Source organism: Rhizorhabdus sp. (assembly GCF_018006725.1).
GTDB lineage: Bacteria > Pseudomonadota > Alphaproteobacteria > Sphingomonadales > Sphingomonadaceae > Rhizorhabdus.
Genome location: NZ_JAGMXV010000047.1, coordinates 1 through 25,348, shown reverse-complemented (window position 1 = coordinate 25,348; position 25,348 = coordinate 1). Strand labels below are relative to the sequence as shown.

Annotated in this window: 19 protein-coding genes; 9 read left to right on the top strand and 10 right to left on the bottom strand. The window is 63.6% G+C overall.

Annotated features, from left to right (window positions below; genetic code table 11):
• The 8 genes from trbL to KAY22_RS09180 form a co-directional block, all read right to left on the bottom strand.
• Window positions 1–1,099, bottom strand: a 1,099-nt coding sequence (trbL, locus tag KAY22_RS09215) for a P-type conjugative transfer protein TrbL (protein WP_296622490.1), incomplete at its 3' end; no start/stop codon positions are given.
• A gap of 120 nt (window positions 1,100–1,219) precedes the next feature.
• The gene (trbJ, locus tag KAY22_RS09210) at window positions 1,220–1,978 is read right to left on the bottom strand and encodes a P-type conjugative transfer protein TrbJ (RefSeq protein WP_029994258.1); all 759 of its coding nucleotides are present in this window, start codon (window positions 1,976–1,978) and stop codon (window positions 1,220–1,222) included.
• Window positions 1,979–1,997: 19 nt separating this feature from the next.
• A complete protein-coding gene (gene trbE, locus KAY22_RS09205) occupies window positions 1,998–4,418 on the bottom strand; it encodes a conjugal transfer protein TrbE (protein WP_029994259.1) in 2,421 nt (806 codons plus the stop codon).
• Window positions 4,412–4,675 (bottom strand): VirB3 family type IV secretion system protein, encoded by a 264-nt coding sequence (locus tag KAY22_RS09200; RefSeq protein ID WP_029994261.1) that lies wholly within the window; start codon window positions 4,673–4,675, stop codon window positions 4,412–4,414. Before KAY22_RS09200 ends, trbE begins: the two co-directional genes overlap by 7 nt.
• Window positions 4,672–4,974 (bottom strand): TrbC/VirB2 family protein, encoded by a 303-nt coding sequence (locus KAY22_RS09195; protein WP_235053969.1) that lies wholly within the window; start codon window positions 4,972–4,974, stop codon window positions 4,672–4,674. Before KAY22_RS09195 ends, KAY22_RS09200 begins: the two co-directional genes overlap by 4 nt.
• Before the next feature lie 29 nt (window positions 4,975–5,003).
• Window positions 5,004–5,996, bottom strand: a complete 993-nt coding sequence (gene trbB, locus KAY22_RS09190) for a P-type conjugative transfer ATPase TrbB (protein WP_029994263.1) — start codon at window positions 5,994–5,996, stop codon at window positions 5,004–5,006.
• Complete coding sequence (locus KAY22_RS09185; protein WP_029994264.1) at window positions 5,993–6,391, bottom strand: hypothetical protein; 399 nt, start codon at window positions 6,389–6,391, stop codon at window positions 5,993–5,995. The genes trbB and KAY22_RS09185 overlap by 4 nt, the downstream gene beginning before the upstream one ends.
• A 2-nt stretch (window positions 6,392–6,393) precedes the next feature.
• Complete coding sequence (locus KAY22_RS09180) at window positions 6,394–8,421, bottom strand: conjugal transfer protein TraG (RefSeq protein ID WP_029994265.1); 2,028 nt, start codon at window positions 8,419–8,421, stop codon at window positions 6,394–6,396.
• Window positions 8,422–8,879: 458 nt separating this feature from the next.
• On the opposite strand from KAY22_RS09180, the gene KAY22_RS09175 reads away from it, so the two are divergent.
• From KAY22_RS09175 to KAY22_RS09135, 9 genes are all read left to right on the top strand, one after another.
• Window positions 8,880–9,716, top strand: coding sequence for a hypothetical protein (locus tag KAY22_RS09175; protein ID WP_029994266.1), 837 nt, complete (start codon window positions 8,880–8,882; stop codon window positions 9,714–9,716).
• The gene (dbpB, locus tag KAY22_RS09170; protein WP_029994267.1) at window positions 9,713–10,834 is read left to right on the top strand and encodes a DGQHR domain-containing protein DpdB; all 1,122 of its coding nucleotides are present in this window, start codon (window positions 9,713–9,715) and stop codon (window positions 10,832–10,834) included. Before KAY22_RS09175 ends, dbpB (KAY22_RS09170) begins: the two co-directional genes overlap by 4 nt.
• Window positions 10,831–12,162 (top strand): tRNA-guanine transglycosylase DpdA, encoded by a 1,332-nt coding sequence (gene dpdA, locus KAY22_RS09165; RefSeq protein ID WP_037520840.1) that lies wholly within the window; start codon window positions 10,831–10,833, stop codon window positions 12,160–12,162. Before dbpB (KAY22_RS09170) ends, dpdA begins: the two co-directional genes overlap by 4 nt.
• Complete coding sequence (gene dbpB / locus KAY22_RS09160; RefSeq protein ID WP_296622477.1) at window positions 12,107–13,213, top strand: DGQHR domain-containing protein DpdB; 1,107 nt, start codon at window positions 12,107–12,109, stop codon at window positions 13,211–13,213. Before dpdA ends, dbpB (KAY22_RS09160) begins: the two co-directional genes overlap by 56 nt.
• On the top strand, window positions 13,210–13,842 hold the full coding sequence (gene queE / locus KAY22_RS09155) for a 7-carboxy-7-deazaguanine synthase (protein WP_029994270.1): 633 nt from the start codon (window positions 13,210–13,212) through the stop codon (window positions 13,840–13,842). The genes dbpB (KAY22_RS09160) and queE overlap by 4 nt, the downstream gene beginning before the upstream one ends.
• Window positions 13,842–14,216 carry a 6-carboxytetrahydropterin synthase gene (locus KAY22_RS09150; RefSeq protein ID WP_029994271.1) on the top strand — a complete coding sequence of 125 codons (375 nt, stop codon included), beginning with the start codon at window positions 13,842–13,844 and terminating at the stop codon, window positions 14,214–14,216. Before queE ends, KAY22_RS09150 begins: the two co-directional genes overlap by 1 nt.
• Complete coding sequence (queC, locus tag KAY22_RS09145) at window positions 14,213–14,926, top strand: 7-cyano-7-deazaguanine synthase QueC (protein WP_296622473.1); 714 nt, start codon at window positions 14,213–14,215, stop codon at window positions 14,924–14,926. Before KAY22_RS09150 ends, queC begins: the two co-directional genes overlap by 4 nt.
• Before the next feature lie 436 nt (window positions 14,927–15,362).
• A complete protein-coding gene (locus KAY22_RS09140; RefSeq protein WP_296622471.1) occupies window positions 15,363–17,252 on the top strand; it encodes a hypothetical protein in 1,890 nt (629 codons plus the stop codon).
• Window positions 17,249–23,575: an AAA domain-containing protein gene (locus tag KAY22_RS09135; protein WP_029994274.1), complete on the top strand. Its 6,327-nt coding sequence runs from the start codon at window positions 17,249–17,251 to the stop codon at window positions 23,573–23,575. The genes KAY22_RS09140 and KAY22_RS09135 overlap by 4 nt, the downstream gene beginning before the upstream one ends.
• Here the strand turns inward: KAY22_RS09135 and KAY22_RS09130 are convergent.
• Together KAY22_RS09130 and KAY22_RS09125 are read right to left on the bottom strand one after the other, a co-directional pair.
• On the bottom strand, window positions 23,562–24,260 hold the full coding sequence (locus tag KAY22_RS09130) for a hypothetical protein (RefSeq protein ID WP_029994275.1): 699 nt from the start codon (window positions 24,258–24,260) through the stop codon (window positions 23,562–23,564). The two genes, KAY22_RS09135 and KAY22_RS09130, sit on opposite strands and share 14 nt — an antisense overlap.
• Before the next feature lie 4 nt (window positions 24,261–24,264).
• Window positions 24,265–25,348, bottom strand: a 1,084-nt coding sequence (locus KAY22_RS09125; protein ID WP_296622466.1) for a hypothetical protein, incomplete at its 5' end; no start/stop codon positions are given.

Below are 25,348 nucleotides of genomic sequence, written 5' to 3'. Positions count from 1 at the left end.
GTCGGCCGCTTTCTGCGGCTTCGCCGAGGCCGAGCGCGGCGGACATCCTGGAACGCGCCGCATTCGACGCGGCAGTCGCCATGCCGCGCATTCCAGCGCCGACGCTCGACGATCCGCTTGCTTCCTGTCCGAGCTTGTACGCCGTGCCAGCGGCCGACCCCATGCTGGTGCCGGCTCGAACCGCACTGAGACCTGCCGCCGCGAGACCGCGCGCAGCGCCGACGGCGCCGGCGCCGCCCAGGACGATGATGCCGCCGGCACCCAGCGCCGTACCGAAGGCCGAACCGGCACCGAGCTGCGGCGCGCCGGAGACGAGACCCGAGGCAATGCCGGGGCCGAAAATGCCGAGACCGAACAGCGCCAGGCTGGCGAGCACGAGGCTGAGCGCCTGACCGATGTCGGGCTCCTGCCCCTGCAAGGCCGTGGTGAACTGCGAGAAATAGTTGGAGCCGATGCCGACGATGACCGCCAGGACCATGACCTTGATGCCGGAACTCACGACGTGCCCCAGCACGCGCTCGGCGAGGAAGCTTGTCCGATTCCAGAGGGCAAACGGCACGAGGATGAAGCCGGCCAGCGAGCTCAATTTGAACTCGATGATCGTCACGAACATCTGCACTGCAAGGATGAAGAAGGCGAGGATGACGAGCACCCACGCGATGAGCAGGACCATGATGGTCAGGAAATTATCGAAGAAGCTGGTGAAGCCCATCATCTGCGAGGCTTGTTCGAGCAGCGGCCAGGCGGCGGAGAAACCGGTCCCGGCGAGGCGCCCGGGCTTGAGCAGATCGGCCGCGGCCATGCCGCCGCCGCCGGCGGTGAGGCCGGCCTGTGCGAACGAGCGGAAGATGATGTCGGCCAGCGTCGAGAAGCTGTTCAGGATGAACGCGAACGCGCCGATGTAGAGAATCTTGCGGATCAATCGGCCGAGGACGTTGTCCTCACCGCCGAGCGCCCAGAACAGGCCCGCCAGTGTGATGTCGAGCGCGATCAGCGTCCGGCTGAGGAAGCTGACGTCGCCGCCCAGCAGACCGAACCCGCTGTCGATATAGGTGATGAAGGCCTGCATGAACTGGTCGATGACGTTGAGGTCGTTCACGGTGGCTGGTGTCCTGACAAGGTTAAGAAGATGCCGCGGGGCGCGCCTGGGGGAGCTGCGACGCGCCCCGCGGCGACATCGGCGGAGGGGCGAGGCCCGCCGATGCCAGACCGGCTCCGCCTATTGGGGGGTGTAGGCGTTGCCAGAGCCGAGGAATTTTTTGGTCGCGCCCTGCGCGTCGGACTGCGCTTGGGTCCGATTGGCACGCTCGATCACATCGGCACGGTATTGGGCCGCCATCAGCGTCTGGAGCTGGAACTGCTGCTTGGCGACGAGGGCGAGCAGCTGGTTCGTGGCCTGCTGCGCCTGAAGCGCACCCTGTGCGCCCTGGCTCCGTTGGACGATGCCGTTCAGCGTCGCAGCGTCGGCGGCGACATTCTCCACCACCTGCGCCTGCACGGTCATGGTGTGCTTGTAGGCATCCATCGACGCATCGAGCCGGGCGCGCGCGTCGACGACGTGCTGGTTGTTGGTGAGCGCCTGGTTGAAGCTCGTCGGGAACATCGACCGGAACTGCTGATCGAGCCCTGCGACGCGGAACTGGATCGCCTGTGCCTGGCCCATCAGCTGGTCGATCTGCTGGATCGTCTGGGTGATCGCCTGAAACTCGGGGAACGTGATCGTCGTCAGGTTTTTGGCCTGGTTGATCAGGCTCTGCGCCTGGTTCTGCAGCATCTGTATCTGGTTGTTGATCTGCTGCAGCGTGCGCGCGGCCGTCAGGATGTTCTGGCTGTAATTGCCCGGGTCGAACACGGTGAGTTGCGCCCGCGCCGGCGTGGTGGTCGTGACCACGCCCATCACGAGCGAGCCAGCGGCACCGACCGCAAGCGCGCTGGCCATCAGGTATTTCTTGAAAGGCAGTTTCGTCGTCATCGTCATTCTCCTCGGGGCTGGAGGGTCAGGGAGCGGGAAAGTCGGCGAGCAGATCGGCGGCCCAGCCGAGGTCGGCGTCGCGCAGGAAGCGGGCGGCGAAACCTTCGGGGTCGTCTTCGGCGAGGATGGTCTCGATCCGGCGCTGGCTGGCCGGATCTGAGGCACCGCAAAGCGCGAGCGCGATCGGCCCGAGCCCCAGCTCGAACAGGCGGTTTCCGCGCGCGGATTGCAGATAATAGTGACGCTTTGGCGTGGCCCGGCTGATAAGCTCGATTTGGCGATCGTTGAGACCAAAGCGGGCGTAGGCTTCGCGGCTCTGCGGCTCGATCGCACGGTCATTGGGAAGCAGGATGCGCTGCGGGCAGCTTTCGATGACAGCGGGCGCGATGCTGCTGCCTGCCACATCTGCGAGGCTTTGCGTCGCGAACAGCACCGCGACGTTCTTCTTGCGCAGTGTCTTAAGCCACTCCCGGATGCGCGCCGCGAAGAGCGGATGGTCGAGAAAGATCCAGGCTTCGTCGAGGATCAGCAATGTCGGCCGGCCGTCGAAGCGTTCCTCGAGCCGATGGAACAGATAGGTCAGGACCGGCGCGACGACGCTTGACTGGCCGAGCAGCGCCTCGGTTTCGAAGCACTGGACGTCGGCGAAGGCGAGACCGCTTTCGCTTGCATCGAGCAACCGGCCGTGCGGTCCGTCCAGCGTATATGGCTGGATCGCGGTGCGGAGCGCGTTCGACTGGAGCAGCAGCGCCAGTCCGGTCATCGTGCGTTCCTGCGGGGGTGCCGACGCCAGGCTGCCGAGCGCCGACCAGACCGCATCCTTGACCTCGGGAGTGACGGTCACGCGCTCAGCATCGAGGAGCGCCGCGATCCATTCGGCTGCCCAGCTCCGTTCGACGGCATCGTCGATCCGCAGCAACGGCTGGAACGCCAGGGTATCTCCGTCCGAAGCACCGAGCGCGTGGTGCGCGCCTCCCATCGCCAGCACTGCGGCGCGGGCTGAAAGGCCCTTGTCGAAAATGTAGACCTGCGCGTCGGCGTAGCGACGGAACTGCAACGCGATCAGCGCCAGCATGACCGACTTGCCAGCGCCGGTCGGACCGACCAGCATCATGTGACCGACGTCGCCGACATGGGTGGAAAGCCGGAAGGGCGTCGATCCCGCGGTCTGCGCGACCAGCAGCGGCGGCCCTTCGAGATGGGCATTGCCGATTGGCCCTGCCCATACCGAAGACAGCGGCATCAGATGCGCCAGGTTCAGCGTGTGGATGATCGGCTGACGGACATTGGCATAGACATGGCCGGGAAGTGACGAGAGCCAGGCCTCGACGGCGTTGACACCCTCGCGGATCGTCGTGAAGCCGAGGCCGCCGATGATCCGCTCGACCTGCCGGATCTTGGCTTCGACGCCTGCGCGGTCCTCGTCGCTGACGGTGATGGTCGTGGTCAGATAGCCGAAGGCGACATGGTCACCGCCGAGCGCCTGAAGCGCGAGGTCAGCGTCTGCCACTTTGTTGTCGGCGTCACTGTCGAGCAGCTGGACCGGCTGGTTGTATAGCACTTCGCGCAGAAGCGCGGTGATCGACTTGCGCTTGTTGAACCACTGGCGGCGGAGCTTGGTCAGGAGCCTGGTCGCATCGGTCTTGTCGAGGGCGATGAAGCGGGTGACCCAGCGATAGGCGAAATCGGCCTCATTGAGTGCGTCGAGAATTCCGGGCCGGCTGACGTTTGGAAAGCCGACGACCGTGAGCGTGCGCAGATGCCGAGACCCAAGCATGGGTTCGAGACCGCCGACCAGCGGTGTGTCGGCGAGCAGTGCATCGAGATACATAGGCGTCTCCGGCACCGCGACCGGATGGTGCCGGCTGGAAACCGCACCATGGAGGTAGGTCAGCGTCTCGGTCGACGAGAGCGCCCGCACCTCGGGCATGAACGCGGCGAACAGGTCGAGCGCGCGATCCGTCTCCGCGATGAAGCTCGCCAGCGCGCCGCGCCAATCGCGCCCCCCGACGGCGTCGGGCCGATCGACGAGGGATCGACCCGCGGCATCGGCGCCGTCGGCAGCGGGCAGCCAGACGAGCGTGAGATGGTAGCGGCTCTCGAAATGGGCACATTCCGCCTCGAAGCGCGCCCGCCGTTCCTCGTCGACGAGCCAAGACGCCGGATCGGGGAAGCTCCCTGCCGGATAGCCGAGCGCCTCGCGGCGCTCGGCATCGAAGAACAGCGCCCACCCTGTGCCGAACCGCTTCAGGACATTGTTCGCTCGCGCGCAGGCCGATACGAGCTCGGCTTCAGTTGCGCTCTCAAGGTCGGGTCCGCGGAACGCGAGCGTCCGCTGGAAGCTGCCGTCCTTGTTGAGGATGACGCCTTTGTCGACCAGAGCCGCCCAGGGCAGATGATCGGCGAGCCGATCGGCGCGCACGCGATATTCACGCAGGCTCAGCATGCGAGATAGCCCTTCTGTCTGAGATGGCGGACGAGGACCGGCACGAACGACGGATCGCGCCGAGTCGCGAAGACGGCGATGCTGTGCCCGACCGCCCAGACGACGATCCCGGCGATCCACTGCTGCAGACCCAGGCCGATCGCTGCGGCGAGCGTGCCGTTGACGATCGCGAGGCCGCGCGGCGCACCGCCGAGGAGGATGGGCGCTCCGAGGCTCCCGTGAATGGGAACCTCGAAGCCATCGATATGCTCGCTCACGCGACCAGTGCTCCGCCGCCGAAGCTGAAGAAGCTGAGGAAGAAGCTCGACGCAGCGAACGCGATCGAGAGGCCGAAAATGATCTGGATCAGCCGCCGGAAGCCGCCGGCGGTTTCGCCGAACGCGAGCGTCAGACCGGTCACGATGATGATGATCACGGCGACGATCTTGGCGACCGGCCCCTGCACGGAATCGAGCACCTGCTGGAGCGGCTGCTCCCACGGCATACCGGTGCCGGCGGCGTGCGCCTTGCTGGCGAGCGCCAGCCCGAGGCCGATCACGGCTCCCGCAATGAACATAGTGCGACGGTCGGGAATCCTGATGGCAGTCATGGGCGTGCTCCTTGGGGCTTGGGGGGTGGAGAGGTGTCGGCGAGCGCGTAGGCGCCTTGCGCGTCGAGGCCGGTCACGCGCGCGATCGTCTCGATGCGACGCGAGGTGCCACGGCCGGTGATGAAGACGACGACGTCGATGGCTTCTGCGATCAACTGGCGCGGGACGGTGACCACCACCTCCTGCACCAACTGCTCGATGCGGTAGAGCGCGGCGATCGCACTGTTGGCGTGGACGGTGGCGATGCCGCCCGGATGGCCCGTGTTCCAGGCCTTGAGCATGTCGAGCGCCTCGGGGCCCCGGACCTCGCCGACGATGATGCGGTCCGGCCGGAGGCGCATGGTCGAGCGTACCAGGTCGGTCATGGTGGTGACGCCAGGGCGCGTGCGCAGCGCGACGGTGTCCGGCAGGGGGCATTGGAGCTCGCGGGTGTCTTCGATCAGGATGACGCGGGCATCGACCCAGGACATCTCGGCGAGCAGGGCATTGGCCAGAGTGGTCTTGCCCGAACTCGTCCCGCCCGCGACGAGGATGTTGTAGCGCTGAGTGACTGCGGCCCTCAGCGTGTCGGCGGCACCCTCCGACATGATTCCGTCACTGACGTAATCGTCGAGCGTGTGGAGCCGTTCTGCGGGCTTGCGGATCGAAAAGCACGGTCCGGTCGAGACGGGGGGAAGCACGCCTTCGAACCGCTCGCCTGCCCGGCCCTCCAGATGGGGCGGCAGTTCCGCCGAGATGATCGGCCGATCTCCATGGATCTCGGCGCGGGCATGGCTCGCGACGAGGCGGATGATCCGCTCGACCTGGTCCGGCTCGATCCTGACGCCGGTGTCGACGCGACCTTCACTCAGGCGGTCGAGCCGGAGCGCGCCGTCGGGATTGACCATGATTTCGATGACTTGGGCGTCTGCAAGCGCGAGCGCTATGTCCGGCCCCATGGCGGTGCGCAGCATCCCGCGGCGGCGGTCCCGGGCGAGCGAACCGTTCACCGGTCCTGCTCCGTCCCGATCGTCCGCCGACCGGCCGCAACCTGCCGGCCGACCTGCGCGACGAATGCCTCAAACCGCTCCCGACCGACTGCACGGCCGGCCTGATCGCCATCAGCGAGCGGTGCTTGGATCGACAGCTCGAACCGAACGAACAGAGCCAACGTCTCGAGAATGACATGGCCGTCGCGCTCGATCCGGGAGAGCGCGGTCGACATGCGGTCGAGCCTCAGCCCGAACCGATCATCGAGCTCGGACGAGCCGCGGCGATTGAGCCACGCCGTCAAGGCGTCGACGAGGATGGCAGACTTCGATGCACCCGGTTTTGCTGCGAGCGCCTCGAGCCGGTCGCTGAGCGGCTTGGGGAGGAACAGCTGGTGGCGGACTTTCTCGACCATGGTCAGAAGTCCAGCTGAAGGTCGCCGGGACGCGACGATGCGGAGTCGATCGCGTAGACGCTGCGCGAAGCAGCCAGCGAGCGGGCCTGATCCATTGTCCGCTGGTCGGTTGCGGCGTCGCTGTCCTCGTCGCCGAGGCCCAGCACGTCGGCCGTTGCCGGTTCGACCGGCGCTGCCCGCTCGATTTCGTGGGCGGGGTGCCGAACCTGCTCGAGGCCGCCACCCGCTTCATCCCCGGTCTCGTCCACGATCTCGCCGAGACGGGAGTCGATGCCGCGGACATGATCGCGCCAGTCGTTCGGACGCGGTTCGGGAAGATCGGCGTAGCCGCCGTTGCCGAGCGTCGGCGAAGGAAGGATGCGGCCCTTGAAGGTGCTATCCTCGTAGTAGCGCAGCTTCTTCGCGCGCACCGGCGCGTGCCCGGCAACGAGCACCAGTTCATCGACCGGTGGCAGCTGCATCACCTCGCCAGGCGTCAGCAATGCCCGAGCGGTTTCCTGCCGGCTGACCATGACATGGGCGAGCCAAGGCGCGAGCCGGTGGCCGGCATAGTTGCGCATCGCGCGCTGCTCGGTAGCGGTGCCGAGCGCATCGGAAATCCGCTTGGCGGTGCGTTCGTCGTTGGTCGCGAACGCGACGCGGATGTGGCAATTGTCGAGAATGGCGTTGTGCTCGCCGTATGCTTTCTCGATCTGATTGAGGCTCTGGGCGATCAGGAAGGCGCGAACCCCGTAGCCGGCGAGAAAGGCCAGGCTCGTCTCGAAGAAGTCGAGGCGACCAAGTGCCGGGAACTCGTCGAGCATCATCAGAAGGCGATGGCGGCCCGGCTTGTTCTCGGCATGAAGATGCTCGGTGAGACGGCGCCCGATCTGGTTGAGCACGAGCCGGATCAACGGCTTGGTGCGGCTGATGTCGGATGGCGGCACGACGAGATAGAGCGAGACCGGATGGCCGCCTTCGACAAGGTCAGCGATGCGCCAGTCTGATGCGGCAGTGACCGCGGCCACGGTCGGATCCCGGTAGAGGCCAAGGAACGACATCGCCGTGGAAAGGACGCCAGACCGTTCGTTCTCGCTCTTGTTGAGCAATTCGCGTGCTGCTGAGGCCACGACCGGATGCACTGCCGGCGCTTCGGCGGTGCCCAGATGATTGGTGGTCATCATGGCGCGCAGTGTCGCGACGAAGGGGCGCTGCGGATCGGAAAGAAAGGTCGCTACGCGAGCGAGCGTCTTGTCGGCATCGGCGTAGAGAATATGCAGGATCGCGCCGACCAACAGCGAATGGCTCGTCTTCTCCCAGTGGTTGCGCCGGTCGAGCGCTCCTTCCGGATCGACGAGGATGTCCGCGATGTTCTGCACGTCGCGCACTTCGTCGGCGCCGCGGCGGACTTCGAGCAGCGGATTGTATCGCGCCGAACGGACGTCGGTCGGATTGAAGAGCAAGCAGTGCGAGAAGCGAGCCCGCCAGCCAGCGGTCAGCTGCCAGTTCTCGCCCTTGATATCGTGGATGACGGTCGACCCCGACCAGCCGAGCAGTGTCGGTACGACGAGGCCGACGCCCTTGCCGGACCGGGTCGGCGCGAACGCCATGACATGCTCGGGGCCGTCGTGCCGGAGATAGCGCTCGCCTAGCCTACCGAGAAATATGCCTGCGTCGCTGAAAAGGCCTGCGGCCTTGGTCTCGCGAATGGAAGCCCAGTGCGCCGAACCGTATGTGGTGACGTTGCGCCGCTGCCGCGCACGCCAAAGCGAACCGGCCACCGCCGCACCACATCCGATGAAGCCGCTGGCGCCGGCGATCGCACCGGCGCGATCGAACACATGCGGCGCGTAAGCGTCGAAATGGTACCACCAAAGGAAGATTGCCCAGGGCCGGTATACAGGGATGCCGTCGATCGCTGCCCACGGCGCGCCGAGCTCGGGCTGATAGGCGAGTTCCGCGGCCGCCCATTGGGTCGCGACCCAGATGCCCGCGAGCACGATCGCGAACACAACGATGATTTGGCCAATGAGCAGCTTGGTGGGAGTCATGCGGGCCTCCGCCCGCATGAGATTCGACCTTGCGGGCTTGGGCCTAAGTCTCCCCGGTTCGCTTGGAAAAAGTCAGAACCTGTCTGGTGACGTTGCGCACCTTTTCAGGGCAAGTCGGCACCCTTGGGCTTGTCCGCGGGTCACCCGCTCCTGTTTCACGGCTGCCGACCTTAGCCGGATCCGCCTACAGGACGCGGGAAAATCGATGCGCGCCTAGCGCATTGGTCCTCCAGCTGCGATGGATCGGCCACGCCCGAGTGTGCATTTATCGGGGCATTGTTTGCCATGAAGGGCGCATTTAATGTAGCAAATGGCACGCAAAATTGCTAATCGTAAATGACACCGCGAAGGCGGGATGGGGGCTACGATTAGTGACACTTGTTATAACCACCTGCACGAATCGTAAGCGCAAGCCGATCCCTGACCATCTTCACGCGTCCGCACTTCCGCAAGGAGAAATGACCGACGTTGCGGAGGAGTGGGCGAGACGACTGGCGTCTGCCTCCGACGTTTATCCGGCCTCCGATCTCTATGGCGGTAGAGGGTTTCAGGAGGCGATCCTCGCGGCAGACATCCTAGACGGCGATCTGCTCGTTGCTTCGGCAGGGCTCGGGCTCGTCGAGGCTCAAGCTAAGATCCCGGCCTATGCCTGCACCATTCTCACCGACGCGAAAGACAGCATCGTCGCTCGAATGCCCCGACCGTTCGCCGCGACCGAGTGGTGGGGCGTGCTGGCCTCGGTTTCCCCTCATCATCAAGGCCTCGCCAAAATCATACGTCGGTCGACTGGCCTGATCTGCGCTGCTCTCTCTGATTCCTACCTCGATATGCTCTCGGCCGATCTCGAAGCGCTGCCCCAAGGCGCTGTCGACAGGCTGCGCATATTCACGCGCGCGTCACTCGACAAAGTCGCTGCCGGCCTTCGTCCATTTGTCATGCCATATGATGATCGTCTGGATGGTCCCGACAGTTCCGTTCGTGGCACACGCGGCGACTTCGCCGGACGCGCGCTCCGGCATTTCGCCGAGCACATCGCAACGAAGGGCGACCAGCGATCGGCGGCGGAACATGCCGGGGCCGTACTCGCTGCTTTGCGGGGCTGGGAGATGCCCCCGCGGTTCGATCGTCACAGACTCGACGATGCCGCAATCCTCGATGTCATTCGGAGCCGTTGGGAGGCCGAACGAGGAAGTTCGACCAGACTGCTGCGGCATCTTCGTGACGAGCGCGGCGTGGCTTGCGAGCAGGGTCGCTTCGCGGCTCTGGCGCGGCAGGTGCGGGCTGAGCGGGCATGACAAAACGCGAATTCCTAAGAGTTCGCGCTGTCCGAGCCGAGCAGGGAAATGGAACAGGGGTTTTCGCCTTCTTTCTCCACGGCTCAGACATCAGCAGGATCGCCGACATCAGCCGGATTCGGCGCGATGAACAGGAACTCAAGGGATTCCAGCGTCGCGAGATCAAGGATCACGTCAAAGAGATCACCGCCTTCTTGGATAGCGGCCCTGTCCTGTTTCCCAACGCCATCATCCTGGCCCTTGCTCCCGAAATCGAGTTCGCTTCCGCGCGCGGTCGGGCACCCGGCAACCTCTGCGAAGTGGGAGACGCCGGCACGCTGTCGATTCCGATCTATCCTGAGGGCCATCGCGCTGCGTGGATCGTCGACGGCCAGCAACGATCACTTGCCCTAGCCTCTGCGCAAAACAAAACGATTGCTGTCCCGTTGATCGGCTTTGTCTCCGACGAGGTGACGACCCAGCGCGAGCAATTCATCTTGGTGAACAAGTCGCGGAAGCTTCCGACGGGGCTGATCGACGAATTGCTTCCCGAGGTCGGCGTCCTGTTGCCGCGGAACCTAGCCGCGAGACAGCTTCCGAGCGAGCTATGCAATGCGCTCAATACTGACCCGAATTCGCCCTTCCATCAGCTCATCAGGCGCGAGTCCGACCCGAAGGACAAGAGCGGTGTGGTAAGCGACAGCGCCCTCATCGAAACGATGAAGGGTAGTCTCAAGACCGCTGCGGGCGCCTTGGGTCAATATAAGCACAACGGTGACGGCAACGACTCCGGGGCGATGTACCAGGCGCTGATCGTCTTCTGGACGGCGGTCCGTGACACATTCCCGGACGCCTGGGGTAAGACGCCGTCCGAGAGCCGCCTCATGCACTCGGCCGGTATTCGCGCGATGGGCGCGCTCATGGACACGGTCATGTTTCGTGCGGACGCGGCCACGGATAAGGCGGCCGCGGTTCGTGAAATCCTGAAGCAGTTGGCGCCACATTGCCGGTGGACAAGCGGGACTTGGGATGGACTCGGTCTCGATTGGAACGAGATCCAGTCGACATCGCAGCACATTTCGAAGCTCAGTGACCACCTGATGCAGCTCGAACGCAATCTCGCGCGAGGTGCATCATGAAATTCATCTTCGCCGACAGCCTAGACTATGTGGACCCGGCGTTCGACTTCATCGCCGACCGCAGCCCAGCCGAGCGCCAGCCATATTGGGATGACGCCTATCCCCACGAAATTCTCGGGTACGCGCCATATGACGGTGTCCTCGTATCGCGTGGAATCGTCGGCGATCACAGGGTCAAAGGGAAATATACCGCGAGCCAAGCGCGGCGGTTCGGCCTTGTCGGCGCGCGCAAATTCATGCGCCTCGATAAGCCTGAATTTGCCCATCTCGACATCTTCGGTGACTGCGGCGCTTTCACCTACGTCCAGGAAGATCGCCCCCCCTATGCGCCCGCAGAAATGGCAGAATTTTACGACGAGTGCGGGTTCACGCACGGCTGCTCCGTCGACCACATCATATTCGATTTCGATCCGTTGCTTGGCAATATGGAGGGCGGCTCGCAGGATGCGCGAGCGCGGTTCGACATTACGCTGGAGAATGCCGACGGATTTCGTCGAGAAGCAATTTCGATGGGCGCAGAGTTCACCCCGCTCGGTGTCGTTCAGGGATGGTCGCCCGGCAGCATGGCCGAAGCCGCCCGTCGCCTAGTCGCGATGGGATATGACTATCTGGCCCTCGGTGGCATGGTCCCGCTGAAATCGCCTGAGATCAAGATCTGCCTCGAGGCCATCAGGAACGCAATTCCCGCTTCGACGCGCCTGCATATCCTCGGGTTTGCCAAAGCAGACGACATCGACAGCTTCCATGGCTTCGACATCGCCAGCTTCGATACCACATCACCGCTGATCCGTGCGTTCAAGGACGCCAAACAGAACTATTATCTACCGGGCGACGGGCCTGGGCTCCGATACTACACCTCGATCCGCGTGCCCCAAGCGATCGAAAATCCGAAGCTTCAGCGCGCGGTGAAGAAGGGCATGTTCCGGGCGGAAGACCTCGTTCGCCTGGAAGCGCTCGCTCTCGGAACCCTTCGTGCCTTTGATCGCGGCGAGGCAGACCTTGAAGAGACGCTGCGGCATGTTCTCGTCTACTCTGCGCCTCTGGTCGAAGAACGTCCGTACGAAGACTGCGCCGGCAGCCTCGCCTTGGCGAAACTCGAAGAGCGTTATCGGGTCACCCTAACGGACCGTCCATGGAAAGCCTGTGGGTGCGACATCTGCAAGGACGCGGCGATCGACGTCATCATTTTCCGTGGGAGTAACCGCAACAAGCGTCGCGGCATTCACAACCTCGCTGTCTATCACGAACACATTGAACGACTGGATCTAAAGCGTGCCGTCAATCGACCCGATGATCTTCAACGCAGTCTGTGCGCAGCAGAGCGATGAGCATGTGGTGCTCAGCTTTGCGGCAAGTGCCGCAGACGTGCTTCATTTTGCGACGATCGATCGGATCGGCCGTGACGCACAGGGCGAACTCAGCGGATTTCAACGACCGCAGGTTGCTGCCCACATCCGTGAAATCCGGGACTATCTTGAGAAGCCGAACGCGGTCCTGCCAAACCCTATCGTGGTGGCCTTCACCGACCGCGTCCGCGTTGAGTCTCTCGATGGCGGGCTTGCGCGGCTGCACATCGACATGAGCGCGGGCACGCCTGGCCTCGTCGTCGACGGGCAGCAACGACTCTCCGCCCTGGCCGAGGTCGACCGCAATTTTCAGATCTTCGTGTCGGCCCTCATCTGTCGGGACGAAGCCGAGCTTCGTCGCCAGTTCGTACTCATCAACAACACCAAGCCACTTCCCAAGTCACTGATCTATGAACTGCTCCCTACCGTCGACAACCTGCCACCCCGGCTCAGCCGACGCTCTACAGCCGCCGACATTACGGCGCGTCTCAACTTCGAGAACACATCGCTCCGCGGATACATCAAACAGCACACTGCTCCGGAAGGGATGATCGCCGACACGGTCATGCAGAAGATCATCATGGAGTCGCTGACCAACGGCATTCTGCGTAGCTTGATACAAGGACCCAAAGGCATCGAGCGCTGCGTGCGCCTCGTTTCCAACTTCTTTGACGCGGTCAAAAAGACGTTCCCCGAGGCGTGGCACGGCCATAAGCCCGCGACCTCGCGATTGTTGCATGGCGCAGGTATTCAGGCGCTTGGCGATGTCATGGAAGTGCTGGCCGAACGAAGCGAAGCACGCACAGTCGAGGATTTTCGTGTCGGGCTCGAATGCCTCCGCGGACGTACCGCTTGGACCGACGGCGAATGGAACTTCGACGGCGAGACCAGGCGCTGGAAGTCGCTGCAAAACGTGAACCGCGATGTCGCGCTTTTGAAGCATTATCTCGTCGGAATCGTAAAGATCGACCAGCGGAAACGGCGCAAGAGCGGGGCCGCGCCGTTGTTGGAGCCGGAGGCGGCCCGCTCATGAGTTACGCCGTCAAAGAGATCTTCAAGACGCTGCAAGGAGAAGGCGCTCAGATGGGCCGGGCGGCGGTCTTCTGCCGGTTCGCCGGATGTAATCTATGGTCGGGGCGTGAGAGTGATCGCTCGACCGCCACCTGCACGTTCTGCGACACGGATTTTGTGGGCCTCGATGGCACCGGCGGCGGCCGGTTTTCCGACGCTGCGGCGCTTGCCGACGCAATAGCGGAGGAATGGGGGTCGGACATCCACAAACGCTACGTGGTCCTTACAGGCGGCGAACCCTTGCTTCAGGTTGACGACGATCTGATCGATGCTTTGCACGCCCGCCACTTCTCGATCGGGGTCGAGACAAATGGAACACAGCAGGCGCCGGCCGGCATAGATTGGGTTTGCGTCTCGCCCAAGGCGGATGCGGCCCTCGTCATCACCAGCGGCAACGAACTCAAGCTCGTTTATCCCCAGACGAAGGCGATGCCGGAGCGGTTCGCGCACCTCGCTTTCGAACATTTCTTTCTACAGCCCATGGATGCTCCTCAGGCAGATTCCAACCTGTCTGACGCCATCGCCTATTGCACCGCGAACCCGCACTGGCGCCTCTCGCTCCAGTCCCACAAGATGATCGGAATTCGCTGATGTTCGAACTCAGCAAGCAATTTCGCTTCGATGCGGCACACACGCTAGAGCGCTCGATCCAGACTGAATCGAGCCGCCGAATTCATGGCCACAGCTATCGGGCAGAAGTGGCGGTACGCGGGCGCCCTGACCCGATCACGGGTATGATCGTGGACCTCGGTGTTCTCGAAGCTTCGATGGAAGAAGCTCGCGACGCGCTCGATCATCGCTTTCTCGACGAGATCAACGATCTCGGCCCGGCCACCATGGAAAACCTGAGCCGGTGGATCTGGGATCGCCTACTTCCCGTCGTTCCAAATCTCTTCAAAGTCAGTGTTCACCGGGATTCCAGCGGCGAGACTTGCTGTTACTGGGGTGAGGACGTTTCGGCATGAACGACAAGGGTGCGCTCGTTCTCTTTTCCGGTGGACAGGATAGCGCGACCTGTCTCGCTTGGGCGCTCGACCGCTTCGAGCAGGTGGAAACGGTCGGCTTCGACTACGGGCAACGCCATAAGGTCGAACTCGAGGGTCGAGCCGCATTCCGGTCGGAAGTCGTGCGGTTGCGCCCATCCTGGGCCGACCGGCTTGGTTCCGATCATATGCTCGACTTGTCCGTTCTCGGACAGGTGAGTGAGACCGCACTGACGCGAGATGCTGAGATCGCGTTGCGGGACGACGGTCTGCCGAACACCTTCGTGCCGGGGCGAAATCTGCTATTCTTCACGCTGGCCGCCACGCTGGCGTACCGGAGACACCTTCGACATCTTATCGGCGGAATGTGCGAGGCAGACTTTTCCGGCTATCCCGACTGTCGCGACGACACTCTAAAATCGCTTCAGGTGACCCTCAACCTGGGCATGGGCAGCAATTGCGTCGTGCACACACCGCTCATGTGGATTGACAAGGCGGCGACCTGGGCCCTGGCCAAAAGCATCGGCGGTGACGCTCTCGTGGAACTTGTTCGCGAAGGCACTCATACCTGCTATCTCGGTGAGCACGGCGAGCTTCACGATTGGGGCTACGGCTGTGGCGAATGCCCGGCTTGTGACCTTAGAATGAAGGGTTGGTCGACCTTTCGAGCCGCCGATGGGGTAAAACACTGACCGGACAGCCGGTGGGCAAGGGGATGCCATGGCTTCTGGCTTGAGTGGTTCGACGATCAAATCCTGGTTTCAGTATCGTTGCGAGCGCAAGACCCGCTACGAGATCATGGATCCTACGGAACTCGCCGCCATTCCGGTCGCGAAGGATCAGCGCGAGCAACCCTGGGCAGCGCTCGGCGTCGACTACGAAGATCGGGTGGTCACGAGGCTCGCTCGCGAAACGGAGGTGCTTCGTCCCGCGCACGGCGAAGATGGCCTGCTCGAACGACAGGCGATCGCGTTTCTCAAGGGGCACGGCACGGCGAGCTACGCCGCGCAAGTGAACCTGCGTCCCCGTGGCAAGCCGGCCTTTCTCGGCACGAGCGACATCAAGCTCCGGAGGAGCTTTGCCGACCTGATCCGACGGGACGTTCGGCCAACTGGCCTCCACTTCACCGTGATCGACATCAAGGCAACTCGAGCCGCGCGTGCCTTTCACAAGACGCAGGTGGCATTTTACGTCATGCTGTTGCGCGCGATGCTTGCTGAACTTGGCGTCGATGCGATCGTTGAGCCGGCGGGCGAAATATGGCGGATCCCCGATGACGGCGACGCCGAGGGGGATCGATGGACGTCGGAAGAATTCGCGCTCAAACCCTATCTCCGGCTCGTCGAGGACTTCTGCCGGACGACGCTTCCGGCGATCGCGGACAAGGTCGTCGCTCCGGGGCGCGACGAGACGTTCTTCCACGTCTACTTCAAATGCGAGCAATGCTCTTACCTGCCGCACTGTATTGAGGCCGTGGGATCGAACAGAACGCCACGCACGCGCGACGTTTCTGCCGTTGCCGGACTTAGTCACGAGGCGAAGCGCACATTACTATCAATCGGTATTGGCACGGTAGCCGGGCTCGCCGAACTCGGCGCCGGTGTCGGCCGCATCGACGGTGCCGGGTGGTCTCTCTCCAGGCGGGCCGACCAGCTCGTCAGCCGGGCGAAGGCTTTGCGTGACGACAGCGTCCAACCCGGCACCGAACCGCACAGCTTTCTCATGCCGCCGCGGGCTGATGCTGCGATCTACCTCGTTGCCGACAATGACCCCGTCGACGACACTCTGGTAGCCCTCGGCTACCGCTATGTTGATTCATCCGGCGCGCGTGAGCACATCGAGATCATGCCGACTGCGGATCGCGCCGCGGAGGCGGATGCGCTGGTCTCCATTTTCGGACGGCTCGTCGCCGATCTTGAAGCGATCGATGCGCGTAACGAGGCCATTGGCAATCCCAATGATCCTGCGAGCCTGTACGCTCATATCTTCCTTTATGAGACCACCGAGGCGCTCGCGATCCAGAACGCGGTAAAGCGCCACCTGGAAGACCCGCGCGTTCGCACAGGCCTTCTGCACATGGTCCGCCTCTTCCCACCCGACGAGGTCGTTCCCGAACCCGAATTCCGCGGGATGCAGCATCTACCGGCGACCGCACTTCGAAGCGTTGTCGAGCAACTCCTTTCGCTGCCCGTGACGGTCTCCTACGACCTCCGTCAGGTATCCGCCGCGCTTCAGCGAGCCGGGCTGATCGTCGAGTCTTACCAGCCAGCGACCGATTTCGAGCGTCCGTTCTCGTCTTTGCTGGCGCTCGATGTCAGTCGCAACCTGCGCGAAGGGCGTGGACATGGACCAGATGTAGCCGCCATTCGCGAGGACGTGAGGGCTCGACTGGCAGCGAGCCAAGCGATCGCCGACTGGTTAAGAGCCGAGCACCAGCGTCGCGTGGCCACATCCCAGAGTCCAATGCTGCGGCTCAACAAGCAGCCGTTCCGCTTGCAGGCCAGCTTCAATCCGCTCGACGCCGGCGACCTTGACGTACTGCGCGCCTTCGAACTTCTCGAAAACCGCGCAGGCTTGCTCGATACAATGATCCAGCTCGCTCGACCGACGCGCGTCCGCCGTGACGCCGGGCGCGCCATCGGCCCGATGCGCCTTATCAACGTGAGTGAAAAGGGGCTCTCGGCTTTCCTGCTTTTCTCGATACCGCGCGAGGCCGAGGATGCGGACCTGTCGTCCGGTGCCTTCGGGCTGATCCTGAGCGACGGCGAACCGGACCTGGTCCTCGAGCCGCGCCTGTGGTCGAGCATGGGATGTGATCTCATGGACCCGTGGCCAAACGACCCGCCCAATTTTCTCAGGGTGCGCATGTTCCGGCCGACGTATAACGGCCAGTTCTTCCAGGATGTAAAGCGCCGCGCTGGCCAAGATGGCTGGTGGCTGGATCAAAGCTTCGTCGATTTCAATTCGGCCAAGGCCGACAATTTCCTGACCTTCTTGGGCGCACAGGTGCAGCCGTGACGACGCGGGACGACATCCTGAGCTTCCTCAGAAGCCCGACCGACTTCGCAGCGACGGCCAGCGATCGTGACCTTTGGGTCGAAGGCCTCGATGGCTTCGCGATCCCCTCCATCGCTGCGACTGGCGATCGGTCGCTTCGACCAGCGCAGGACGCCGCCTGGCGCGGTCTTGCGGACCACCGCGTGGGTCTCGTTCTAGGGCCTCCCGGCACCGGAAAGACTCACCTCCTCTCGTGGCTGATTGCCGGCTTCGGAGCGGTTCGGACTGCGAATGGACGCCCAGCCCGCACGCTCGTCACCGCGTTCACAAAGAACGCAGTCGGCAACGTCCTCGATGCCGTCGCGAAGCGACAAGAGGTCCATGACACGGCCGCGCCGGCTCCCATATATTTTGGCGCGCCGCCTAGCGGTGGCCTCGCACCGGGCGTTCAGGTGCTCGGGCGCGGTGACGAAGCCGAACTTGCCCAGGAGATCGCGAGCGGTAGAGCCGTGATCGGCGCGACCATCTGGTCGCTCTATCGTCTGATCAGCTCCGGAGTGCTGCCGACGGTCGACGGTCCGACCGCCCCATTGTTCGATCTGGTCTGCATCGACGAAGCCTCGCAGATGGTGCTCGGCCAGGGCCTCATGGCCCTTGCCGGGATGGCCCCTGGTTGCCGCATAGTCGTATCAGGGGATGACCAGCAGTTGCCGCCGGTGCGGTCGATGCGGTCCACGCGGATCGATGATCGCGAGATGGGCGGGTCGCTTTACGCGTTTCTCAAGTCGGCCCAGGCAGCAGAGTTTCCGCTCGAAGAAACCTTCCGCTTGAACGAGCCGCTCGCGCAATTCCCGGAGCGCAAATTCTACCCGGGCCGATACGTCTCCGCGGCGCCGACCACGCGTCTGACTCTGCGAGGCGATTGGCGGGACGGTCTCGACCTGGTTTCCCGCATCGCGCTAGACCCCGCGCTTCCCGTCGTCATTCTCGTGCATGACGGACTCGCCGCCGCTACCTCCAATCCCTTCGAAGCCGCCCTCGCTGCCAAATTCGTGTCCGAATTGGCGGATCGAGTTCTGGCGGCGAACGGGCCGCCTACGACCGCCGAATTCTGGACTGAGGTTGCCGCGGTTGTCAGCCCGCACCGGGCGCAAAATGCCGCCATTCGTGCGATGATTCCGGCATCACTCAGGCCCGATGCCTTCGTCGAGACCGTCGATCGAATCCAGGGCAAGGAACGGGACGCCGTCATTCTTTCCTATTGCGTTTCGGACCCGGAATTCGCGCTGGCCGAAGCCGAGTTCATTTTTTCTCCGGAACGGCTCAACGTCGCATCGACCCGTGCGCGCACAAAGCTTGTGCTCATCATCAGCCGGCGCCTTCTCGAAGCGGTTCCTGGCGAACAGGAGACGATGGACAAGGCCGAACTGCTCCGCGAGTTCGTCTATTCGTGCGACCTGCTCGCAGAGACGGTGCTCGATGGCCCCGCCGGACGCCAGGTCCGGACGCAGATACGTGGGCGGGGGTTTGAGGGTGATAGCCTCGAACTGGACCTGACACCCGATGCGGCGATCGAAGAGCAGGCGCCCGAGATGACGCCGGCACTGGAGGGTTTGCTTGCCGCTATCCGGCGCGTAGCGGTTGGCAACAGCTATGGGACGGCCGCGCTCAGCCAGGTCAAGCGCGCGATGGCGCTGGCCGCAGAGCCGTTCACGGACGCCCGCCTCCTTCATATCCTTGGCTGGATTTCTCTTACCGAGCGCGATGGCCGCTTCGGACGGTTTTGGCAGGCCAAGCCTTTCGAGGCACCCCGCCGTGTCTATCCGGCCGAGGTCGACGCGGTGCGGGCTCGGATCGGGGCGGTGATCCGGGAGGCACGATCGGGCAGGCATTGCTTCTACGACCAGGCGCGCGACCGTTTTGCTTGGATGTCCGAGCGGGGCGACGACATCTTGCTGCCGATCGTGCAGATCCTTCAGGCCGAAGGTCTTCTGACGCTTGGGGCTGCCGGCGGCGCAATGACGATCGCGATGGTGGCTGCGACCTCCGACTTTGTTGACGACGTGCCCGACGAGCCGCTGCCGGGAATTGTCGACGAAGATTTCCTGCTACTGAATCTGCTCGAAGACATCGAAGCGGCCCGGATCAATTTCGGCATCTTCGACTCCTGGACTTCGACCATCGCGCTCGCACGCTCAGCCCGACGGTCGGCCGATGAGGTGCTGTCGGCACTATCGCGCCTGGAAGCCAACGGGCATGTCATGCTCGCCGAAGACGCGCGCGTGCGCAGCCGAATCGCCGAGATTGCCCGCGAGGTTCGCCACGTAAAGCAGCGCTTCAAGAACGATGATGCGGCAGACCGCCCGTATTTGGTGCGTGATTTGAAGGTCGAGTTGCGCGATCGGAACAAGCCCGTGCGCAACCAGCCTCTTCGCCAGGTGTTCGACGAGGCAATCTCTGTCGCGACCCCGGCCCAGTGCGAGGCGCTGGAAGGTCTGTTTCGTTCGCTAGCGGGCCAGTGGGGCAATGGTGCGTCATTGGCAGACTTTCAGCGCCGAGGACTTTTGGAAGGGCTGGATGCGTGGCGCGGGGAAGGATCTCCAAGCCTTGCCATTGCGGCCGATACCGGATCGGGAAAGACAGAGGCTGCCGCCCTGCCGTTGATCGCGGGCGCGCTTGGCGACGCACTGGAAGGCATCGTCGGTGTTCGAGCCATTCTCGCCTACCCTCGCATTCGGCTGGCGGCCAACCAAGCTCAGCGCCTCGCGGCCTATCTGGCAGCATCGGCGAGCGTTCCCAATCTGCCGCTGCTGACGCTGGGTCTTCAGGTCTCGGACGTCCCCGACAGTTTCGAGACCATGCACGAGCGCTATCGTGACGCGTGGCGGGGCGCCGGTCCCCGCGCCTACGAGTTTCCGTTCTTTGCCTGCCCGAGTTGTGGCCATGGTCTTCATTTGCGCGTCGATGAGGGACGGGACGGCGCCGACGCACTCGTATGTTCCACCGGCGACTGGCGATATGACGGCTGGATTGGATCGAAGGCGAAGCTCCGTCAGCGCCCACCGTCGCTGTTCCTGCCGACGACTGACAGCTTGCACCAGTGGTTGCACGACCCCCGCTATGGCGCGCTGTTCGGCGACAGCCCCGACTTTGCGGCCCCCCGAGCTCTCCTGGCCGACGAAATCCATCTCTACACGCACATCCATGGCGCCCAGGTGGGGATGACCCTCCGTCGTCTCGCCGCACGCGCCGAGAGCAATGCGAGCGACGGACGACCACTCGTGTCGATCGGAATGAGCGCCACCATTTCGGACCCAGGTGAAGCGTGGGGCCGGCTGATCGGCCGTGATAACGTCCGCACGATCCGGCCCAGTCCCGACCAACTTGAGACCAACCCTCGGGGCCGCGAAGTATTCTACTTCGTTCAGCCGGAGATTGAATCTCGCGGCGCCGATATCGCCGGCGCCTCGACCACGATCCAAGGCCTCATGTGTATCGGCCACGGGATGCGGCGACGCACCGGCGCTGCCGGTGGCTATCGCGGCCTCGTCTTCTTCGATTCCATCGACAAGATGCGACGCCTCCATGGTGCCTATACGGATGCCGAAGAAGGCAAGGAACTGGCGTCTCTTCGGATCAGCGATTTCGGAGATGACGCCAATGGCCAGCCTCAGACGGAATGCTGCCGCGAGCCGATCGGCTGCGACAAGTTTGCCGATGGCGAATGTTGGTGGTTCGCAGCGAACGACCGTCATCAATGTGGGGCAACCGGACGTCGCGTAGCCGGAAGCCCGCTTCGGGTTGCGCGTTCGCCCATCTATTCGGGCACGAGCAGCGACGCCGAAGCGATCGTGAAGGGCTCGGATATCGTTTTCGCGACTTCCTCGCTCGAGGTCGGCTATGACGATCCCGACATCACTCTGGTGTATCAGCACTACGCGCCACAGAACCTCGCGAGCTTCGTTCAGCGCAAAGGACGAGGCGGGCGCGGCGTCGACGATCGCCCAACGACGGCGGTGACGCTATCGATCTACTCGCCGCGAGACAGCTGGTATTTTCGTCGCCCAACCGAGATGATCGCGCCCTCTGGTTTCCGCATTCCGCTCAACCCAGACAATTTCTTCGTGCGGCGCGGTCAGGCGCTAACGGCGATCCTCGACGGTTTGGCCCAGTGTGTCGCGCGCGGCGAAGAATTGGGAGCGGGGCTCGCACCCAGCCCCGCTATGCTCGTCGAGGCAGGCGCGCTTGCGGAGCGCGTGTTTGGCGCGGGCATTTGGGCAGAGTTTGGCTTCGCCGGCGTCGAGGAATTCTGGGCCGCTGCGATCGCCGCGCAGCCCGCGCTCTCAGTTCGCTTTCTCAACGAGCTCCGGCGTAGCCTCCGGTGGGCGCCCGACCTTCTGTTCGATACGATCAATCTGCCGGTGCTCACGGTCGCCGGCCGCCAAGTCGGCGGGAGCGGAGCCGAGGATATCGGACTCGCGCTCACAGCGATCGCGCCCGGCAATGCGACCCGACGCTACAGTGGTTCTGTGGTCCATTGGCGTCCGCCGGTGCATGGCCGCGCGCCCTGGTTCGCGAGCGAGGACTATGCATCCGCAGAGCGCCAACCTCTGCGGCCCGATGCTGCGGCGCTGCTGGCCGAATTGCCGGTCGACGTTCGCGCCTCCCTGGCCGACATTCATAATGATCTATGCCGTCCACTCAATGTCACGCTGGAGCCGATGGGATGGATGGCAGGAGCAGACTGGACGCCAGAAGTCGGTTTCGCGCCCGACCGCGATCCTGCGATCGTGACGCTGAACGCCAACGACCCAGGCCCGATCCCGCTACGGCATGATTCCAATGCCGGATTGAGGGGATTCCTGCTTGTCGCGACAGATCAGTCGCTCACTAGGCCGATCGTTGGCCATGCGTTGCCTCAAGTCGCCGGCGTTGCCGCCTATGTCGGCGATGAGACCGCAAACAGGCCGTCGGGACTGGAGGTGGCGCGCGTATTCTGGGGTGCCGACGCCGAACTTCGTTTCAAGCCTCCTGGCATGGCTCCGCTAAGTATCTCGCAGCTATTTACCGATCCCGACAGCGGACGCCCGCTTCTGCACGGCTATCAGGTCGTCACGGAAGGATTGAGCTTCACAATCGACTGCGGTCGGCTTGACGAATTTGTCGACACGGTGATCGAGGAACTGTCCGAGGCTCCAGGGCGGCGACGATGGCACGAAGCCCAGTTCCTTCGCTACCTCGTCGAGAGCCGCGGCCGGGCAATCGGCATCGCGGGCTACGATGCGCGGCTCGGTGCCGACATTATCGCAGCGGCGGCGGGACACCCTGCGTTCACTGCGCAACTGCGCCGTCTTGGGCGTTTTTGGTCACCGGATGCGCTGAAGACGCTGTTCGTCGGGGTACGTGATCAGCTTCTTGGACAACATCCGATGATGACCGCCGCGCGGGTTGAACGCGCCGCAGGTGCGCTCGGAGTCGACGGGTTTCATCCGGTTCTGACCGAGGCACTGCGGGAGGCGCGCGACGATGAAGCTCTTCGAGCTTATCTCCGCTCGACCATTCTTCATGGCCTTGCCTTGCGCCTGAAGCTGCTGGTCACGCAAGTTGGACAAGGGGATGAGAGGCAACTGCTCTCCCATGTACGGTTGCCGCTGCAGTTCGGCGAAGACAGCGACACGATCGTCACCGTCTGCGAGGCCGGCGCGCATGGGGATGGGACGGTGCGCGGTGTCATCGACAATTGGGACGCCGTTGCGACCTTGGTGGAGTCCGGCTTCCTCGAGGCTTGTCCGAACGCCGACGAAGACGCGATGGTAAGGCGGTTCTGGGAAATGCCCGATCGTCACGCTGCTTGGAGGCAAACAGATCCGCGCGACGCTACCGCGCTGACCGCTATCGCGTCGGAATTGAGGGGCGGCACCGAGATTTTGCCGCCTGTGCTCGTCCGGATCCTTTTCGCGCAGGAAGCGGTCGAGGCGGAGACCATCGCGCTTTACGATCTTGCCTCGGATATCGAGTCGGTTCGTGCACGCATGCTCGATGGATCAGAGCGGCCGGTGACCGGGTGGGAACTTGCCTCGGCGGCCGTCGAAGCGGCAACGGATGGTGGCGCGGCCGTGTTGGGCAGACTTTACGCGGCTTACGACACGCATGATCCGAATGCGGAAGGGTCGATGACCCCGGCCGCGCGCGTCGCGGAGCAGGTCTTCCGGCTGTCGGCGCCGCTGTGTGCGGATGGGTGCCGGAGTTGTGTCCACCAGCAGAGCGACCTGATGAGCGACAGCCTGGTCGAAGCGAGCGTCAGCCGATCGCTTCTGCAGGGTTTTCTAGCTAACGGGTCGTGATCCCCAAGCGATCGAGCGCGTCGTGGTCTTCAAGCCACTCCCGAACCTTCGACGTCACCATCGCCAGTGTGGCTCGCTTATCGGCAAGAGCGTTGATGAAGTCCCCAACTTCGTCCTCGCCGATCTCTTCTTTGCGCTCATCCTGCAAATCATCATATTCTTCGAGAAGCTGTTCGATACTGGTTCGCAAGTCCTTTGTGGATCCCGCGTTGACCGAGGCTTGACCCTTTTGAGCGCACGATTTCAGCCTTTGACCAAGCTCGTTCGGCACGTTCATCGATGCTAGAAGATCGCCAAGGCCGAGCAGGGGTTGAAATCGCTCGGCAACAACCGCCCGCCAATGTTCGCGGATCGACCGTTCCAGCGCGGCAATCGATTGATTCAGGTCGGTCGTATATTCGAAAACCGCCTTGCGCAGCGCCTCCGCGTCCCGGGCTTTCTCGAGATCCTCGCCCACGGATAGCGCGCAATCGACCATGTCGGTCAGCACTTCGCGCTGATGGTGGGGGCCGCCGAACTTTATCAATTCCGCGATCTTGAGAGAGTCCTTCATTCTCTCAACTTGGCGATCCGAGTTGCGCAACTCGACGAGCGCCTTGCCCAGCCGCTCTCCGAGCGTGCGCCGGGACACCGCGGCTGGAAGCTGTTCCAGCAGTTCTTCGGCTTCGAGAAGTGCATCGCTCATGGCGCTACTCCTCGATCTCGAAGTCATCGACCGCCGAACGGATCGTCCGTCCGACAGCTTCGACATCGTCAAGCGATCCGCTACCTGCTTCGCGAACGCAATCGCGCGCATGATCGCGCAACTCCTCCACCGCCCGCTCGCCTGCTTGTAGGGTCGTCAATACGTCCTCGAGGTCGCGAGCGGGCTGCTGCGCCAGCCAGGTCAGACGGGGCAACAGCTTGGTCGGAAGCTCCTCGTCCTCCAGGGCGAAGATCAACTCTTCGATCCGGGTGCCGGCACCTTCACCAAGCTTGGGCCCGAGCCGGACATACGCCTGCTTCCACGCCTGAACCTTCGCGATGGCGGCGCTCGGGAGTTGCTCCGCAATCCCGGTTATGCAGCGATCCAAGCGGGCAACATGGGTCGCGGTGTCCTTGCCGCGCAGCAGTTCGGACACGCCTTCACTGCGGCTCTTGATCTGGCTGAACTCTGTGCGTTCGATCTGGAGCCGCTTTTCGCCCCAATGTTGCGCGAGTTCCCGAGCCTTGCGGTACAGGTCGGGGAGTCCGCCATTCTCTTCGGGTACGGGATCGAACTTCCCGCTCTCGTTGAATTGCACGATCGCCGCAGCGAGGTCGCTCGCATCGACAAGAGCGGAGCCGCCACCCGAGCCTCCGCCAGCATCGGTCAGATGGAGGCTGACCATTGCCCGCAATTCGACCCGGAGGCGCTCGTGAAAACCCTTCGTGGCGGTCAGCCACTCCTGCCACGGCATGCAGCGGGCGGAAAAGTCGGTCTCCGACAATCCTTCGTCGCTCAGCACCGCCCTGATCTGATCGACGAGCGGCGCGTCCGCCCGTGTCGCGCCGCGAAGATAGGCCCGTGCGAGGAGGATCTGCGCAAATGTCTTTGCCGGCGCCCAGCGGGTGCCATCGGCGAGCCTCGTGACTTTTCGGTCGATGAACGCGGCAACCGAGCGTTCCAACCGGCGCATCATCGTGGCGAGGTTGCGCCGGTTATACTCGGCGTCAGCCAGGGTCATACCCGTGTCCTGCCGGAGCGATACGAAGGCCTCCAGGCCGTTGCGAACCCACGGTTCGGCCGGCAGC

Coding starts and splice junctions, on each gene's coding strand:
- KAY22_RS09150 (WP_029994271.1), top strand. CDS start 13,842: ATGTTCGAACTCAGCAAGCAATTTCGCTTCGATGCGGCACACACGCTA.
- trbJ (WP_029994258.1), bottom strand. CDS start 1,978: ATGACGATGACGACGAAACTGCCTTTCAAGAAATACCTGATGGCCAGC.
- KAY22_RS09195 (WP_235053969.1), bottom strand. CDS start 4,974: ATGTTCATTGCGGGAGCCGTGATCGGCCTCGGGCTGGCGCTCGCCAGC.
- KAY22_RS09175 (WP_029994266.1), top strand. CDS start 8,880: ATGACCGACGTTGCGGAGGAGTGGGCGAGACGACTGGCGTCTGCCTCC.
- KAY22_RS09185 (WP_029994264.1), bottom strand. CDS start 6,391: ATGGTCGAGAAAGTCCGCCACCAGCTGTTCCTCCCCAAGCCGCTCAGC.
- dbpB (WP_029994267.1), top strand. CDS start 9,713: ATGACAAAACGCGAATTCCTAAGAGTTCGCGCTGTCCGAGCCGAGCAG.
- dpdA (WP_037520840.1), top strand. CDS start 10,831: ATGAAATTCATCTTCGCCGACAGCCTAGACTATGTGGACCCGGCGTTC.
- queE (WP_029994270.1), top strand. CDS start 13,210: ATGAGTTACGCCGTCAAAGAGATCTTCAAGACGCTGCAAGGAGAAGGC.
- queC (WP_296622473.1), top strand. CDS start 14,213: ATGAACGACAAGGGTGCGCTCGTTCTCTTTTCCGGTGGACAGGATAGC.
- KAY22_RS09180 (WP_029994265.1), bottom strand. CDS start 8,421: ATGACTCCCACCAAGCTGCTCATTGGCCAAATCATCGTTGTGTTCGCG.
- KAY22_RS09130 (WP_029994275.1), bottom strand. CDS start 24,260: ATGAGCGATGCACTTCTCGAAGCCGAAGAACTGCTGGAACAGCTTCCA.
- trbE (WP_029994259.1), bottom strand. CDS start 4,418: ATGCTGAGCCTGCGTGAATATCGCGTGCGCGCCGATCGGCTCGCCGAT.